General features: G+C 65.6%; 16 protein-coding genes and 1 riboswitch. Of the genes, 4 read left to right on the top strand and 12 right to left on the bottom strand.

Annotated features, from left to right (window positions below; genetic code table 11):
* Nucleotides 1–5 precede the first annotated feature (5 nt).
* Nucleotides 6–1,178, top strand: a complete 1,173-nt coding sequence (locus QTI66_RS06340; protein ID WP_286558249.1) for an MFS transporter — start codon at nucleotides 6–8, stop codon at nucleotides 1,176–1,178.
* On the opposite strand, the gene QTI66_RS06335 is transcribed toward QTI66_RS06340, so the two are convergent.
* Together QTI66_RS06335 and QTI66_RS06330 are read right to left on the bottom strand one after the other, a co-directional pair.
* Nucleotides 1,175–2,038 carry an alpha/beta hydrolase gene (locus QTI66_RS06335; RefSeq protein ID WP_286558248.1) on the bottom strand — a complete coding sequence of 288 codons (864 nt, stop codon included), beginning with the start codon at nucleotides 2,036–2,038 and terminating at the stop codon, nucleotides 1,175–1,177. The two genes, QTI66_RS06340 and QTI66_RS06335, sit on opposite strands and share 4 nt — an antisense overlap.
* The gene (locus QTI66_RS06330; RefSeq protein WP_286558247.1) at nucleotides 2,035–3,537 is read right to left on the bottom strand and encodes a M20 family metallopeptidase; all 1,503 of its coding nucleotides are present in this window, start codon (nucleotides 3,535–3,537) and stop codon (nucleotides 2,035–2,037) included. Before QTI66_RS06330 ends, QTI66_RS06335 begins: the two co-directional genes overlap by 4 nt.
* An 88-nt stretch (nucleotides 3,538–3,625) precedes the next feature.
* Here QTI66_RS06330 and QTI66_RS06325 point away from each other — a divergent pair, with 88 nt between their 5' ends.
* Nucleotides 3,626–4,387 (top strand): DUF72 domain-containing protein, encoded by a 762-nt coding sequence (locus QTI66_RS06325; protein ID WP_286558246.1) that lies wholly within the window; start codon nucleotides 3,626–3,628, stop codon nucleotides 4,385–4,387.
* Between the two features lie 21 nt (nucleotides 4,388–4,408).
* On the opposite strand, the gene QTI66_RS06320 is transcribed toward QTI66_RS06325, so the two are convergent.
* The 5 genes from QTI66_RS06320 to QTI66_RS06300 form a co-directional block, all read right to left on the bottom strand.
* Nucleotides 4,409–4,963, bottom strand: coding sequence for a bactofilin family protein (locus tag QTI66_RS06320; protein ID WP_286558244.1), 555 nt, complete (start codon nucleotides 4,961–4,963; stop codon nucleotides 4,409–4,411).
* 148 nt (nucleotides 4,964–5,111) lie between these two features.
* Nucleotides 5,112–5,696 (bottom strand): IMPACT family protein, encoded by a 585-nt coding sequence (locus QTI66_RS06315; protein WP_286558242.1) that lies wholly within the window; start codon nucleotides 5,694–5,696, stop codon nucleotides 5,112–5,114.
* A gap of 30 nt (nucleotides 5,697–5,726) precedes the next feature.
* Nucleotides 5,727–6,311 carry a methionine biosynthesis protein MetW gene (gene metW, locus QTI66_RS06310; protein WP_286558241.1) on the bottom strand — a complete coding sequence of 195 codons (585 nt, stop codon included), beginning with the start codon at nucleotides 6,309–6,311 and terminating at the stop codon, nucleotides 5,727–5,729.
* Nucleotides 6,308–7,474, bottom strand: a complete 1,167-nt coding sequence (gene metX, locus QTI66_RS06305) for a homoserine O-succinyltransferase MetX (RefSeq protein WP_286558240.1) — start codon at nucleotides 7,472–7,474, stop codon at nucleotides 6,308–6,310. Before metX ends, metW begins: the two co-directional genes overlap by 4 nt.
* Before the next feature lie 114 nt (nucleotides 7,475–7,588).
* Entirely contained in the window at nucleotides 7,589–8,158 is a 570-nt protein-coding gene (locus QTI66_RS06300; protein ID WP_286558234.1) for a TMEM165/GDT1 family protein, read from the bottom strand.
* A gap of 1 nt (nucleotide 8,159) precedes the next feature.
* Nucleotides 8,160–8,348: riboswitch (yybP-ykoY riboswitch) on the bottom strand.
* 263 nt (nucleotides 8,349–8,611) lie between these two features.
* Between QTI66_RS06300 and rbp the strand changes: the two genes are divergently transcribed.
* Entirely contained in the window at nucleotides 8,612–9,127 is a 516-nt protein-coding gene (gene rbp / locus QTI66_RS06295) for an RNA-binding regulator (protein WP_286558231.1), read from the top strand.
* Nucleotides 9,128–9,182: 55 nt separating this feature from the next.
* Here rbp and QTI66_RS06290 read toward each other — a convergent pair whose 3' ends face one another.
* From QTI66_RS06290 to QTI66_RS06275, 4 genes are read right to left on the bottom strand one after another with little or no spacing between them, the layout of a single operon-like run.
* Nucleotides 9,183–9,959, bottom strand: coding sequence for an SDR family oxidoreductase (locus QTI66_RS06290; protein ID WP_286558229.1), 777 nt, complete (start codon nucleotides 9,957–9,959; stop codon nucleotides 9,183–9,185).
* A 5-nt stretch (nucleotides 9,960–9,964) separates the two neighbouring features.
* Nucleotides 9,965–10,624: an LPS export ABC transporter periplasmic protein LptC gene (gene lptC / locus QTI66_RS06285; RefSeq protein ID WP_444814968.1), complete on the bottom strand. Its 660-nt coding sequence runs from the start codon at nucleotides 10,622–10,624 to the stop codon at nucleotides 9,965–9,967.
* Nucleotides 10,625–10,629: 5 nt separating this feature from the next.
* On the bottom strand, nucleotides 10,630–11,178 hold the full coding sequence (locus QTI66_RS06280) for a KdsC family phosphatase (RefSeq protein ID WP_286558226.1): 549 nt from the start codon (nucleotides 11,176–11,178) through the stop codon (nucleotides 10,630–10,632).
* Entirely contained in the window at nucleotides 11,178–12,179 is a 1,002-nt protein-coding gene (locus QTI66_RS06275) for a KpsF/GutQ family sugar-phosphate isomerase (protein ID WP_286558224.1), read from the bottom strand. Before QTI66_RS06275 ends, QTI66_RS06280 begins: the two co-directional genes overlap by 1 nt.
* Nucleotides 12,180–12,251: 72 nt before the next feature.
* Here QTI66_RS06275 and QTI66_RS06270 point away from each other — a divergent pair, with 72 nt between their 5' ends.
* Nucleotides 12,252–14,237: a monovalent cation:proton antiporter family protein gene (locus QTI66_RS06270; RefSeq protein WP_286558223.1), complete on the top strand. Its 1,986-nt coding sequence runs from the start codon at nucleotides 12,252–12,254 to the stop codon at nucleotides 14,235–14,237.
* A 30-nt stretch (nucleotides 14,238–14,267) separates the two neighbouring features.
* Here QTI66_RS06270 and QTI66_RS06265 read toward each other — a convergent pair whose 3' ends face one another.
* On the bottom strand, nucleotides 14,268–15,122 hold the full coding sequence (locus tag QTI66_RS06265) for a hypothetical protein (RefSeq protein ID WP_286558222.1): 855 nt from the start codon (nucleotides 15,120–15,122) through the stop codon (nucleotides 14,268–14,270).
* Nucleotides 15,123–15,127: the final 5 nt, after the last annotated feature.

Genomic DNA, 15,127 nt, shown 5'->3' with positions numbered 1-15,127 from the left:
ACTGCATGAATCGCAATCTGTGGCTGCTCACGGTTTGCCAGGGCCTGTTCCTGACGAACAACGTCGCCTTCATTGCCATCAACGGTCTGGTCGGTCTGGCGCTCGCGCCGCGCACCTGGATGGCGACCTTGCCCGTGATGGCCTACGTGGTCGGCGGCGCGCTCTCCACCGGGCTCGTGGCGCGGACCCAGCGGCGCTTCGGTCGGCGGGTGTCTTTCCAGATCGGGCTGGCCGTCGCGCTGGCCTCGTCGTTGCTGTGCGCCGCTGCTGTCTACACGCACGCGTTCTGGCTCCTGTGCGGCGCGACGCTGGTGGCGGGTTTCTACAGCGCCAACGCCACGCTCTATCGCTTCGCCGCGGCTGAACTGACCAGGCCCGAGTGGCGCGAAAAAGCGGTCTCGCTCGTTATGGCCGGCGGCCTCATCGGTGCCGTGATCGGGCCGAACCTGGCCTCCATGACGCGGCAGTGGCTGGGCGTTCCCTTTGCGGGTGCGTACGTTGCATTGGCCGCGGTCGCGGTGTTGGCGGCGGGGCTCATGCACTTCATCGACTTTCCGCCGCCGCTGCCCAAGCATGCGTCGATGGGCGGCCGGACCCTGTCGCAGCTCGCTCGCCAGCCCGTCTTCATCGTGGCGGCCGCGTCGGGTGCGCTTGGTTATGGCGTCATGAACCTGTTGATGGCTGCGACGCCCCTGGCCATGCAGGTGTGCAGCCTGCCTTTCGAAGATGTGGCGCTGGTGCTCGAATGGCATGTGATCGGCATGTTCGCGCCGGGCTTCTTCACGGGCCACCTCATCCGCCGCTTTGGTGTGCTGCCGATCATGGCCGTGGGGCTGGTGTTGAACTTCGGCTGCATCGCGGTGGCGCTGTCGGGCATCGACCTGCATCACTTCATCGCGGCACTTTTCCTGCTGGGCGTGGGCTGGAATTTCCTCTTCACGGGGAGCACCACGCTTTCGTTGTCGGCCTATACGGCTGAAGAACGGGACCGCGCACAGGGCGCGCTCAACTTCTGCATCTTTGCGACGCTGGGCGTCACGTCCTTCGCATCGGGCGTGCTGGTGACGACGCAAGGCTGGCAATGGTTGAACCTGGGTTCGCTGGCGCCGGTGATGCTGACGGGCATCGCCTTGCTGTGGCTTGCGCGGGTTCGGCGGCTGGCGCCGAAGCCGGCTTAAACGCTCGTCACGACGGCTTGTTCTGCGGATGCATCCGCGAAACGCGCCCGCAGCCAATGGCCGAGCTCGGCAAACACCGGTTCCGCATCGAGTTCGTTGAAGATCTCGTGGAAGAGCGGCCCGAACTCCACGGCCCTGACGACTGAGGCCGGCGCGGCGGCTGAAAAGGCACGACTGCCTTCGGGCCTCACGAGGCGGTCCTGGCCGGCGTAGATCAGCAGCGTCGGCACTGTCCAGCGCGGCGCGACGCCTTGCACCACCTCACCCTCGTCTGCCAGGAAACGCGCCAGCCGGGCGCCGATGCGGTCGTGGTTGAGGGGATCGCTCGTGTATGCCTTAACCACCGCCGGATCGTGCGAGAGGAAGTTGGCATCGAGGCCGTTGCTCACGCGCAGGGTCGGTGCCAAGCGCGACAACACGGCAATCAATCCCTTCTGGATGGCGGTCAAGGTGGGCGCCAACGCAGGGGAGGACAGCACCAGCGCATCGACCGGCCGGACCGCGCGCGCGACAAGACTCGCCACCACCAAGCCGCCCATGCTATGGCCCATCAGGACAAGCGGCACGCCCGGAAAGGCACGTCGCGTGTCGTCGAGCACCCGTGCCAGGTCGTCGACCAGCCGCGTGCCGTTCGGCAGGCCGCCACGCGCGCCGGTGGACTCTCCATGGCCAAAATGGTCATAGGCGCGCACCGCAAAGCCCCACGCATTGAGCCGTCTTGCGACGTGCTCGTAGCGCCCCGCATGCTCGCCCAGTCCATGCGCGATGACGACCACTGCGCGCGGGTTTGCCGCAGCCCTCCACTCGCGCACCGCCAGCGTTTCACCGTCGGGCGTCGCGATCTTGATCTGCGCGCTCAAGCGGCCGAGGCCTCCGCAGCGCGTTCCAGCGGCAGCGCGGCGATGACTTCCGCAACGGCCGCCGTCAGCTTCTTGGCGTAGGGCACATGCAGGAATTCATTCGGCCCGTGCGCGTTGCTCTTGGGACCCAGCACGCCGCAGACCATCATCTGCGCCCTCGGGAAGCCCTGGCTGAGCATGTTCATCAGCGGAATGGTGCCGCCCTGGCCGATATAGCCGCAGGGCGAGCCGAAGTGCGCTTGCGACGCGGCGTTCAGCGCGCGTTCGAACCAGGGATCGGTGCTGGGCGCGTTCCAGCCCGTGGCACCACCGCCCGCCTCGAACGTCACGCGTGCCTGATAGGGCGCGTTGTCTTCGAGCAGGGCCTTGAGTTCGCCGACGGCCTGGTCGGCGTCGATCAACGGTGGCAGTCGCAGCGACAGCTTGAAGGCGGTGTACGGACGCAGCACGTTGCCGGCGTCCTTCAATGCCGGGAAACCTTCGGCGCCGGTCACGCTCAGCGTGGGCTTCCAGGTGCGGTTGAGCAGCGCTTCCACCGGATCGGTCGTCGTGGGCAGCGCAAAGGTGGTCGATCCGCCGCAGTCGTAGTGCGCCCACGGAAAGCGCTTGTAGACCTCTTCGCCCAGGATGGCGGCCGTCGCCCTGGCTTGCGCCAGGCGGTCAGCGGGCACTTCGCAATGGAAACTTTGCGGCAGCAGGCGTCCCGTCTTGCTGTCCTCCAGGCGGTCGAGCACCTGCCGCATGATCCGGAAGCTCGAGGGCACCAGGCCCGATGCGTCGCCGGAATGAATGCCTTCGGTCAGGATCTCGACCTTCAAGGTGCCGCTGGCCATGCCGCGCAACGAGGTGGTGAGCCAGAGCTGGTCGTAGTTGCCGGCGCCCGAGTCGAGGCAGATCACGAGGCCCACATCGCCCAACCGGCCACGCAAGGCGTCCACATAGGGCAACAGGTCGTACGAGCCCGATTCCTCGCAGGTTTCGATCAGGCCGACGATGCGCGGATGCGCCGCGCCTTGCGCCTTGAGGGCCTGGAGGGCTGCCGTGCTGGCGTACACCGCGTAGCCGTCGTCCGCGCCGCCGCGTCCGTAGAGCAGCCCGTTTTCATACTTGGGTGTCCACGGGCCGAGGTCGTTGCGCCAGCCGGTGAATTCGGGTTGCTTGTCGAGGTGGCCGTACATGAGCACGGTTTCCTGCATGTCGGTGCCGGTGGCCGGCACTTCGAAGAACAGCACCGGCGTGCGGCCTTCGAGCCGGACGATTTCCAGCTTGAGCCCTTCGACCTTTTGCGCTTCGACCCACGCGGCCGCGTTGCGCAGGACCGTTTCGAGATAGCCGTTGGCACTCCAGTCCTTGTCGAAGCCGGGCGACTTGGCGGGAATCTCGATGTAGCTCGTCAGTTGGCGAACAATGTCGTTGTCCCATTGGGCGCTGACGTCCGTCAGCGCGCGTTCGGCGTCCAGGAAGCCCGCGGGCATCTCGCGGTGCAGGGGTGCGTTCATCGTGTTTTCTCCGCGTGGGACAAAAAAGCGCATTTTGCGCCCGCCGCGCCGCCCGCGTAGAGTTCGTGCCAACAACCCGGAGGTGCTTGTGAGCAAGACTGGAATTCACGTGGGCGTCGGTGGCTGGACCTTCGAACCCTGGCGGGACAATTTCTATCCCAAGGGTCTCGCGCACGCCCGCGAATTGGGCTACGCCAGCCGGCAGCTGAGCGCCATCGAGATCAACGGGACCTACTACAGCACCTTCAAGCCCGACAACTTTCGCAAGTGGGCGAGCGAGACGCCCGATGGCTTCGTGTTCTCGCTCAAGGCCTCGCGCTTTGCGACCAACCGCAAGCTGCTCGCGACCGCGGGCGATTCGATCAAGCGCTTCATCGACAGCGGCGTGACGGAACTGGGGGACCGGCTCGGCCCCATCGTCTGGCAGTTCATGCCGACCAAGAAATTCGACGCGGAAGACTTCGAAGCCTTCCTGGCCTTACTGCCTGCCAAGGAGGGCAGCCACGCGCTTCGGCATGTGATGGACGTTCGGCACGAGAGCTTCGTGTCGCCCGACTACGCCGCGCTGGCGAAGAAATATGGCGTGTCGACGGTCTTCACCGACTCCGACAAGTTCCCGTCCTTCGAGGAACCCGAAGGCAGCGTGGCCTATGCACGGCTGATGATGGCCGACGCGGAGTTCGTTGCCGGCTACGCGCCGAAGGCGCTGGACGAATGGGCCGAGCGTGCCAAGGGGTGGGCGAAGAAGCGCGACACCTTTGTCTACTTCATCAACGGCGCAAAAGAAAAGGCACCCGCCGCGGCAGGTGCCTTGCTCGATCGATTGGGATGGGCCGCGCCGGAGGCCTGATGAGGCCCGGCGTGGCCGCGATCAGGCCGCAGCCTGCAGCGCAGGTGCCGGCTTGGCCGCCGGCTTTTCGCCCGCGGTTCCAACGCTGATCTCACCCGAAAGCTGTCCGCCTTCTTCGATCACGATCTTGCCGTAGCGGATCTTGCCCGTCACCTTGCCGGTGGCATGGATGACCAGCTTTTCGCGCACGGTGAGCGTGCCGTCGAACACCCCGCGGATCTCGGCGATGTCGATGCCGGCCGAACCCTTGAAGGCGCCCGACTCGGCGATCTGCATGACGCGCGAATCCATGGTGGCTTCGACCAGACCCTCGACCACCAGCGTGTCGCAATCGGTGATCTCGACGCCCTTGAGCTTTATATTGGGCCCAACGGTCAGCTTGCTGCTGCTTTCCTTGGGAGGCGCATTGTTGGCAGCGGCGGCGGCGTTGGTCATGGAGGGGGGGATGGGATTGCTGGAAGTGCCGACAGGCGAACCCGAGAGATTGGTGCCGGAACCCATGAGGGGTGCGGGACGGGAGGTAAGCGGTTCCGGATCGCGATCGCGCTTACCGAAAAAAGGGGACTGTGATGCCAATGTGTACTCCTGCAAAACGCGGATGGTATGAGCGCATCTTTGCCGCATGCGACTTCAATGCGCAAGAGACGTAACCAAATGACGCTGAGCCCAAGAGTGTAATACTTTTGAGTTCAGATTCGTCATATTTCGACGTCGAACTTTCGCATTATTCTTGCCAATTGACGCGACCTTGCGTTGCATTTTGAATGCGCTGCTTGATGTTTGTGACCTGCGTTTGCGGCACGCTGAAGGACATGCGAACGAGGTCCGCGTGCTGCACGCTCTCCAGTGCGGCGTCGCAGGCCGCAATTTCCCGGCGCACAACCCCTTCCAACTGATACGACACGTCGCAGTTGAGCGTGCACCGCGCGACCAGCAAGACCAGCGGTGCGTCGATGAGGGCTTGCGCCACGGCATCCGTATAGGCGCGCACCAGGCCGCCCGCACCCAGCTTCACGCCACCGAAGTAGCGCACCACCGTTGCAAGGACGCCTTCGAGTTGCTGGTGGCGCAGCACTTCGAGCATGGGCCTGCCCGCGGTGCCGCCCGGCTCGCCGTCGTCATTGGCAGCGGACTGGCCGCCCGCCATCAGCGCCCAGCAGACATGCGCTGCGCCCGGATGTGCTGCACGCAGGCCGGCGACGACATCTTGCGCGGCTGCGCGATCCGCCACCGATTGCACGCAACCGATGAAGCGGCTCTTCTTGATGGTCAGGTCGCTGTGAACGGGCGCGGACAGGGTGAAGGCCATGTCACCACTCTCACACGTTGATGCAAGGACTCAGCTTCGTTCGAACTTGAACACGGCGGTGCCAGCACGTGCGTTCGGCAGCCAGCGCACTTCGCGTTCGCCCTGCAGGCCGAAGGCGTCCAGCACCCGCAGGCGATTCTTTTGCGCCAGCACCTCGAAGTCCTTGAAGGTGCCCACGCGGATGTTCGGCGTGTCGTACCACTGATAAGGCAGGCGCCGTGTGACCGGCATGCGCCCACGCGCGACGCTGATGCGGTTGGGCCAGTGCGCGAAGTTGGGAAACGCGACGATGCCGATACGTCCCACGCGCGCGGTCTCGCGCAACATGACTTCTGCATTGCGCAGGTGTTGCAGCGTGTCGATCTGCAGCACGACGTCGAAGGAAGAGTCCTCGAACATCGCCAGCCCTTCGTCGAGGTTGAGCTGGATGACGTCGACGCCGCGGCGGATGCATTGCAGCACATTGCCATCGGCGATCTCGACGCCGTAGCCGGTGCAGCCGCGTTCGCGCTGCAGCAGGTCGAGCAGGGCGCCGTCGCCGCAGCCGAGGTCCAGCACGCGCGAGCCTTCGGGCACGAGGCGCGCAATGAGGCGTTGAGTGGTCTCGTCGCTCATACTGAGAGCTCTTTGGCGATGCGCTCGAAATACGAGCGCACGACGCCGGTGTAGCGCACGTCGTCAAGCAGGAATGCATCGTGGCCGTGTGGCGCGTCGATCTCGGCGTAGCTTACGTTGCGGCGGTTGTCGAGCAGGGCGTTGACGATTTCACGGCTGCGCTTTGGCGAAAAGCGCCAGTCGGTGGTGAAGCTCACGACGAGGAACTTGGCTGTTGCTCGGGCCAGCGCCGCTGTGAGGTCGCCGGCGTGTTCACGCGCGGGGTCGAAATAGTCGAGCGCGCGCGTGATCAGCAGATAGGTGTTCGCGTCGAAGTACTCGCTGAACTTGTCGCCCTGGTAGCGCAGGTAGCTCTCGATCTGGAACTCGACCTCTTGCGTCGAGTAGCGATAGTGGTGGGCCGCGGCGCCGAGCCGTTGCACTTCGCCTTCGACCGCGCTGCGCAGGCCACGACCGAACTTCTCGTTCATCACGTCGTCGCTCAGGTATGTGATGTGCCCGATCATGCGGGCGATGCGAAGGCCGCGCTTGGGCACCACGCCATGCTCGTAGAAGTGGCCGCCGTTGAAGTCCGGGTCGGTCACGATGGCGCGGCGGGCTACTTCGTTGAAGGCAATGTTCTCCGCAGTCAGATTGGGCGCACTGGCCACGACGAGCGCATGGCGCACGCGCGAGGGGTATTGCAGCGTCCACGACAGCGCCTGCATGCCGCCGAGGCTTCCGCCCATCACGGCAGCGAGCGTGTCAATGCCCAACGCGTCGAGCAGGCGGGCCTGCGCATCGACCCAGTCCTCCACCGTCACCACCGGAAAGTCCGCGCCCCACACGCGGCCCGACGCGGGATTGACGTGCATGGGGCCCGTCGATCCGAAGCACGAGCCAAGGTTGTTGACGCCGATGACGAAGAAGCGGTTGGTGTCCAGCGGCTTGCCGGGGCCGATCATGTTGTCCCACCAGCCTTCGGAGCGGGGTTGCCCCGCGTAGAAGCCGGCCACGTGATGCGACGCATTGAGCGCGTGGCAGACGAGCACCGCATTGCTGCGCTCGGCGTTCAGCGTGCCGTAGGTCTCGTACGCCAGCGTGTAGTCCTTGATCGACGTGCCGCTGCGCAAGGCCAGCGGCTGCGCAAAGGACATCGACTGTGGCGTGACTTCGAAGGACATGGAAAAAGAAAACCCGGCCTCGCCAAAAAACGAGCCGGGTCGGGCATTCGTCTTTAGCTGAACTTGTAAAGCGCCCGCAAGCTGAAGCAAATCGGCGCGTTCAAAGTATAGCGTCTATGCACCCCAGCCCATCAGCGCCGCGACGCCCAACACCAGGAAGATGCCCGCGGAGATGCCGTGGACCAGCTTGATCGGCACGTTGCGCACGATGCGCTCGCCCAGGAAGACGACCGGTGCGTTGGCCAGCATCATCCCCAGCGTCGTGCCGGCGATGACCCACCAGTAGTCGTTGAGATAGCGCGCGGCCAGCATGACCGTGGCGATCTGGGTCTTGTCGCCCATCTCCGCGAGGAAGAACGCCACCACCGTGGTGCCGAAGACGCCGAAGTGCGAGCGGCCCATGGCTTCGTCCTCGTCAAGCTTGTCGGGGATCATCATCCAGATGGCCATGCCGATGAAGGATGCGGCCAGGATCCAGCGCAACACGTCCGGGCCAAGCAGATGGGTCAGCCAGTTGCCGACCGCGCCGGCGAGCGCGTGATTGACGATGGTCGCCGCGAGGATGCCCCACACGATGGGCCAGGGCTTGCGAAAGCGTGCGGCAAGGACGAGCGCCAGGAGCTGGGTTTTGTCGCCCATCTCGGCGAGGGCAACGATGCCCGTGGATACGAAAAGTGCTTGCATGAAGGATCCTCGGCCGAAGGACGCAATTGACCATGCAGCGCCTTCGGCCTATTTCCGAAGCTGCATAGTCAAAGGTCTCGCCAGGTGGAACACTGCACGCGCCATGTCCTGCGGGGCGCAGGAGCAAGTCTGTTGACGCGAGCCCTTCTCGTGTTGAAACGGAAGGCGGCTACTCCCCAATGACAGGCTGTGATTATAGGTGACGTACGTGACGCGCCGGAATGCATGTGAGTGAGTGCCGACTTTCTCTTTATTGAGACATCTTGCACAGGAAACGTCAATCTTTTACTTGCATTTCGGATAAATCACCCATAATGCGCAAGCCTTCCCCTAGATTTTTGTAAGGGGTGGCAATCGGTGATCGGACAGTTTCGCGAGGCTCGCTTTTATTTCATGCGCGTCACGCTCTCGGGACTCCATCGCTTTTTTTGATGTGTTTATAGGAGTCCCTTGATGGGCAACAAACTGTACGTCGGCAACCTGCCTTACTCGGTGCGTGACGGTGATCTGGAACAAGCATTCGGCCAATTCGGTGCCGTGACCAGCGCCAAGGTCATGATGGAGCGTGACACTGGTCGTTCGAAGGGCTTCGGCTTTGTCGAAATGGGCAGCGACGCGGAAGCGCAAGCCGCCATCAGCGGCATGAATGGACAACCCCTGGGTGGCCGCAGCGTCGTTGTGAACGAAGCACGCCCGATGGAAGCCCGCCCGCCCCGTAGCGGTGGCTTCGGCGGCGGTGGCGGTTACGGCGGTGGCGGCGGCGGCTACGGTGGTGGCGGCGGTGGCCGCAGCGGCGGCGGTGGTGGCGGCTACGGTGGTGGCGGCGGCGGCTACGGCGGCGGTGGCCGCAGTGGTGGCGGCGGCGGCGACGGCGGTTTCCGCAGCCCGTACGGCGCTGGCCCGCGTGGCGGCGGCGGCGGTGGTCGCAGCGGCGGTGGCGGCTACGGCGGCGGCAACAGCGGCTATTGATTTCCACTGGGCTTCGGCCCGGAACTGAAAAGGCTCCCTCGGGAGCCTTTTTTGTTCATTCGCCGCGACGTTTCTTCCGGCCGCGGCCCTTCACGGCCCTGTCGAACAGGGCGTTGGGTACCGCACGCATCAGTTTCGCGAGCACGCCCATCTGCCAGGGAATGACGCGGTAGCTGCTACCGGCTTCGATGCACTGAAACGCGCGATCCGCGAACTGCGCCGGTTGTAGCAGAAATGGCATGCCGTACCGATTGCCCTGCGTGAGCGGCGTGTCGATGTAGCCCGGGCAGATCGTGACCACCTTGACGCCGCTCGCAGCCATTTCCCCGCGCAGGCTTTCGCAATAGCTGATGACGCCGGCCTTGCTCGCGCAATAGGCGCCGTGGCCGGGCAGGCCGCGAATGCCGGCAACACTGCCAATGCCCACGAGCCGCCCGCTGCCGCGCGCACGCATGGGCGCCACGAAGGCGTGAAAGGTGGCGGCCAGACCAATGTTGTTCGTCGTAAAGGTTTGCGCCATCACCTCGAGGTCGGAGCGCTCGGCGGTGTCCATGCCGATGCTGATGCCGGCATTCGCAATCACGACATCGGGCACGCCTTGCCTGGCGATGCATTCCTGCGCGGCAGCGACGATGCTGTCAACTGTTGCCACGTCAGCACCGTAGATCTGGAAGCGGGTGTCATCCAGACCACGGGCACTCGCCCACGCCTGGATCTCCGCCGTGCGCCGCGCGACGAGTGCGAGCGCGTAGCCTGCGTCGTAGTAGCGCGCCGCCAGGGCCTGGCCGATGCCACTGGATGCACCGGTGATGAAAACGAGAGGATGGGCCATGGCAGCTATCGCTTCTTCTTTGCCGGCGCCGGCCGCGCGGGCGCTGCGGCGGCAGCGCTGGGCGGCGCAATCACGCCGCGCACACGCCCGGTGAGGACCGCGACGCCGGTGAGGTTGTCGTACTCCAGCGAATCGGCCGTGAACTGATCCTTGTCACGCGTCAGCGTCACGGGCTTGTTCGAACTGACGCGCTCCGTATCGGTGAACGCATGCAGGAACTCGCCGCGGAACTCCAGGCGCGGTACCGCTTTGCCGCTCCGGTCCGTGGCCGCGTCGCGAACGACGATGGCGTTGCCGAAAAGTTGCACTTCCGAGCCATCGGCATTGGACAGGCCCCGATTGGCCGTGGAACGCGTCGTGAGCCCGTTGGGCGACACGCTGCGCACCTTCACGTCATCGACTTCGAGTGTGTCGTTGTCGGGATAGTGCCGACCTTCCTTGCCCCACAACTCGCTGCGCAATTCGCCGTTGGGCATGAAGCGCTTGACCACGAAGCCGCGCATGAAGTAATCCGGATCGTGCGTGACGACGGGTGGCGCACCGGGCTCGCTGAACTTCGGCGCGTTGCGCACGAGCCAATAGGTTCCGAGCGCCAGGCAGGCCGTCAGGATGACCGGCAGGTAGATCGTGATGCGATCTATACCAACACGCAGCCACGTGAGGATGCGGCTCAAGCGACGGGCCCCCGCGCCGCATCGAGCATTCGGCGGTAGTGCCCGCCGGCGGTCAACAGCAGGTCGCAGAACTCCCGCGCGGCGCCTTCGCCACCGCGTGCCGTGGTGACGTGGTGCGCCACCGCCCGAACCTCGCCATGCGCGTTGGCAGGCGCCACCGCCAGCGCCGCCCGCGTGAGCACCGGAAGGTCGGGCCAGTCATCGCCGATGGCCGCGGCCTGCGTCCAGTCGAAACCCAGTTGCGCGAGAAGCGCTTGCGCGGCGGGCAGCTTGTCCTCGGTGCCGTAGCGCACGTGCTCGATGCCCAACGCTTCGAGGCGAACCCGCAAGGGCTTCGAGTCTCGGCCGGTGATGACCACCGGCGTGATGCCCGCCAGCCTCAGCAGCTTGAGCCCGTAGCCATCGAGGATGCTGAAGCGCTTGAGCGTCTCGCCATGTTCGCTGAAGTACACGCCGCCATCGGTGAGCACGCCATCGACGTCGAAGAACGCCACGCGCACCGGCTGGGCGATCAGCAGCGTCTCCGTGTTGAAGACTGCCGTCATCAGATGACCTTTGCGCGCATCAGGTCGTTGGTGTTGATGGCGCCGATCACCTTGCCTTCGGCATCCACCACGAACAGGCGCGTGATGCCGTGTTGTTCCATGAGCTCTGCCGCTTCAACGGCCAGCGCATCGGCGCGGATGGTGCGCAACCCCCGATGCATCACTTCGGAAGCCCTGGCGGTGCGCAGGTCGATGCCGCCCTCGACCAGGCGGCGCAAGTCGCCGTCGGTGAAAACGCCGCTGGCGCGGCCATCCGGCGCCATCACGGCGGCGGCGCCGAATCCTCCCGTGCTCATGGCGCGCATCAGGTCGCTCACGTTGGCATCGGGGCTGACGCGCGGCACGTCGTCGCCGGAGCGCATGACGTCGCTGACGTGCGTCAGGAGTTTGCGCCCCAGCGCGCCGCCGGGATGCGAGCGGGCGAAGTCTTCCGTGCCGAAGCCGCGCGCATCGAGCAACGCAACGGCGAGCGCATCGCCCAGTGCCATCTGCGCCGTGGTGCTGGCAGTGGGCGCCAGGTTGAGGGGGCAGGCTTCTTTTTCGACGCCGCTGTCGAGCACGATGTCGGCGTGGCGCGCCAGCGTCGAATCAAGGCGGCCGGTCATGGCGATGAGCGGGACGTTCTGGCGCTTGACCACCGGCAGGATGGTCGTGAGTTCCTCGACCTCGCCGCTGTTGGAGATTGCCAGCACGAGGTCGACGGACTTGATCATGCCCAGGTCGCCATGGCTGGCCTCGGCGGGGTGCACGAACATGGCCGGCGTCCCGGTGGAGGCCAGCGTGGCGGCGATCTTGCGGCCGACGTGCCCGCTCTTGCCCATGCCCATGACGACCACGCGACCACGCACGGCAAGGATCTTGTGCACCGCCTCCACGAAGCTGCGGCCCACGCGCTTCTTGAGGCCGAGCACGGCCTCCCCTTCGATGTCGAAGGTCTCGCGTGCGCGAGCCAGCATCTTGTCGTGATCGGCGGCCGGGGCAGTGTCGGGGCGGGAGCTCATCGCGCGGATTTTAGGCGCCTCCACGGGATGCACCTCGTTGGACGCGGGGATGTTTCATCTAGGATCCGGGCCATGTCATCTTTTGATCTCACGCTGTTGTACCTGCTTGCCGCGGTCATCGGCGTGGTCGCGTGCCGCTCGCTCAGGCTGCCGCCGATGCTGGGCTACCTTTCGGCGGGCGTTCTCATCGGGCCCCATGCGTTTGCGCTGGCGCAGGACTCGGAGGGCATTCGCCACCTGGGCGAATTCGGCGTGGTGTTCCTGATGTTCGTGATCGGGCTGGAGTTCAGCCTGCCCAAGCTGCGCGCCATGCGCAAGCATGTGTTCGGGCTCGGTTTGCTGCAGGTGATGCTGACGATTCTCATGGCCACGGCGGGCCCGCTGCTGCTGAACCGTTTGCTGCCGCCTGACTGGCGATTCACCTGGCAGACGGCGCTGGCGCTGTCGGGCGCCCTGGCCATGAGCAGCACAGCCATCGTCGTAAAGCTGATGTCCGAACGACTGGAACTGGAGAGCGAGCACGGCAAGCGCGTGATGGGCGTCCTGCTCTTCCAGGATCTGGCCGTCGTTCCCTTGCTGGTGCTGATTCCGGCCCTGGGCGCGCCGCCCGAAGAGCTGATCAAGGCGCTGACGGTCGCCATGGGGAAAGCCATCTTTCTCGTCAGCATTCTTCTGTATGGCGGGCCGCGCGTGATGCGATGGTGGCTCACGCTCGTGGCGCGTCGGCGCAGCGAAGAGCTTTTCATGCTCAACCTGTTGCTCATCACGCTCGGCCTGGCGTGGCTGACCGAACTGGCGGGCCTGAGCCTGGCGCTGGGCGCCTTCATCGCCGGCATGCTGGTGTCGGAGACCGAGTTCAAGCACCAGGTCGAGACCGACATCCGGCCTTTTCACGACGTGTTGCTGGGCTTGTTCTTCATCACCATCGGCATGTCGCTGGACTGGCATGTCGTGGTGGAGCATTGGCGTGTGGTGGCCGTGCTGCTGGTGCTGCCGCTCGGCTTCAAGCTGTTGCTGGTCACGCTGCTGGCGCGCGTGCTGGGCGCGACGATGGGCGTTTCATTGCGAACCGGGCTCTACCTCGCGCAGGCCGGCGAGTTCGGCTTCGTGCTGCTCACGCTGGCGCAGAACGGCAAGCTGATGCCCAGGTGGCTCGTCGATCCGGTGCTCGCGTCGATGGTGCTGTCGATGCTCGCGACGCCCTTCATCATCCTGTACAGCAACAAGATCGTGCGCAAGCTGGTGGCCAGCGACTGGCTGCAACAGTCGCTGCAGATGACCAGCATTGCGCGCAAGACGATCAACACGGCGGAGCACGTGATCATTTGCGGCTACGGTCGCTGCGGGCAGAACCTTGCCCGCATCCTGGAGCGCGAGGGCATTCCGTACATGGCGCTCGACCTCGACCCTGATCGGGTTCGGCAGGCCGCGACGGCCGGCGATTCGGTGGTGTTCGGCGATGCGGCGCGCCTGCAGGCACTGATGGCGGCGGGCCTTGCACGGGCCAGCGCGGTCGTGGTGACCTATCTGGACGTGCCGGGCGCGCTCAAGGTGCTGGCCAACACGCGGGCCCATGCGCCGCAAGTGCCGGTGATCGTGCGCACGCAGGACGACCGCGACCTGGAGCGCCTGCAGGCGGCCGGCGCGGCCGAGGTGGTGCCCGAGGCCATCGAAGGTTCGCTCATGCTCGCAAGCCACGCGCTGGCGCTGGTCGGCGTGCCGATGCGGCGCGTGATCCGCGTGGTGCAGGACCAGCGCGATGCGCGCTACGACCTCCTGCGCGGCTACTTTCACGGCGCCGATGACGACAACGCCGACGAGATCGACCACGAGCGCTTCAACAGCTTCACCCTCTCTGCCGGCGCGCATGCGATTGGATCTTCCATCGCGCGACTGGGTCTGGAGGCGATCGGCGTGCGGGTGGCCAGCCTGCGCCGGCGCAATGGGCAGCGTGCGGAGCTGCTGGACGACGCCGTGCTGGCCGATGGGGACACGCTCGTGTTGTCCGGCAAGCCGGATGCGCTGGCGCTTGCCGTCGACATATTGCAGAAGGGGTGAAGGGCAGCGCTTGTGTGCGGCCCTGCGACCTCAGTTCGCGGTCGGGTTGCGCTTTTCTTCTTCGAGCGCCTGCTGGCGACGCACGGCTTCGCATTGCGCATGCGCCCTGAATTCGGACTTGTCGCATTGCGTCGCCATGCAGCGCGCCTTCGCGATGAAGTTGAGGCCCGCACAAGTGGTCTGCGGCGCCTGGACTTCGACCGGCACTGGTGCCGGAGCCGGCGCCGGCGTTGCGGCGGGAGTCTCCTGAACGGTGACCGTCGGGGGCGGCTTCTTCGCTGCCTGCTTGCGTGCCTTGGACGTTGACGCAGCAGGTGCGGCTTCGGCCCGAGCCGGGCCGGAAGGCGTCGGCGCCACTGTCGGCGGCGAATGGCCTGCTGCCTGCTGCGTTGCTTGATCGGGCGGTGACGGCTGCTGCTGGGACGTCGCTGCCGCCACAACCACTGGAGACGGCGCTGCGGGTGCAGTGGTCACCGGGGCTTTGGTTCTCGAGACCGGTGGCTCCTGCGCTGGCGCTTCGGGCGACGCATTGGAGGTCGCCGCAGCGGACTCGGCGACATTCTCGGCAATCGGAATGCTTCTGTTCCTGTGGCCGTACCATCCCGCCGCGCCAACGATCAATGCCACGCCGAGCGCAACCAACCCGACCCAACGGCCGTTGCCAATGCGTGCCCTTCGCGGCATGCGGATGGGGAGAGCGAGTTCCGGTTGCGGCGGCGCTTCCTCGCTCGGCGGCGAGACAGCCGGCTGATCGGCGACGAGCGGCGTTGCAGGGGCAAGTGCCGGTGCCGGTGCCGGTGCGGCCGGAACCGGCGCGGCGGCAGCGCGTGGCGAAGGCTTCAGCAGGACGGTGGCGTCACCCGCCGCCGCGGCAACCGCGACCACGGCGC

Origin of the sequence: Variovorax brevis (assembly GCF_030317105.1) — a bacterium.
In the GTDB taxonomy this organism is placed as follows: Bacteria; Pseudomonadota; Gammaproteobacteria; order Burkholderiales; family Burkholderiaceae_C; genus Variovorax; species Variovorax brevis.
This window is presented reverse-complemented; position numbering and strand designations above follow the sequence as displayed.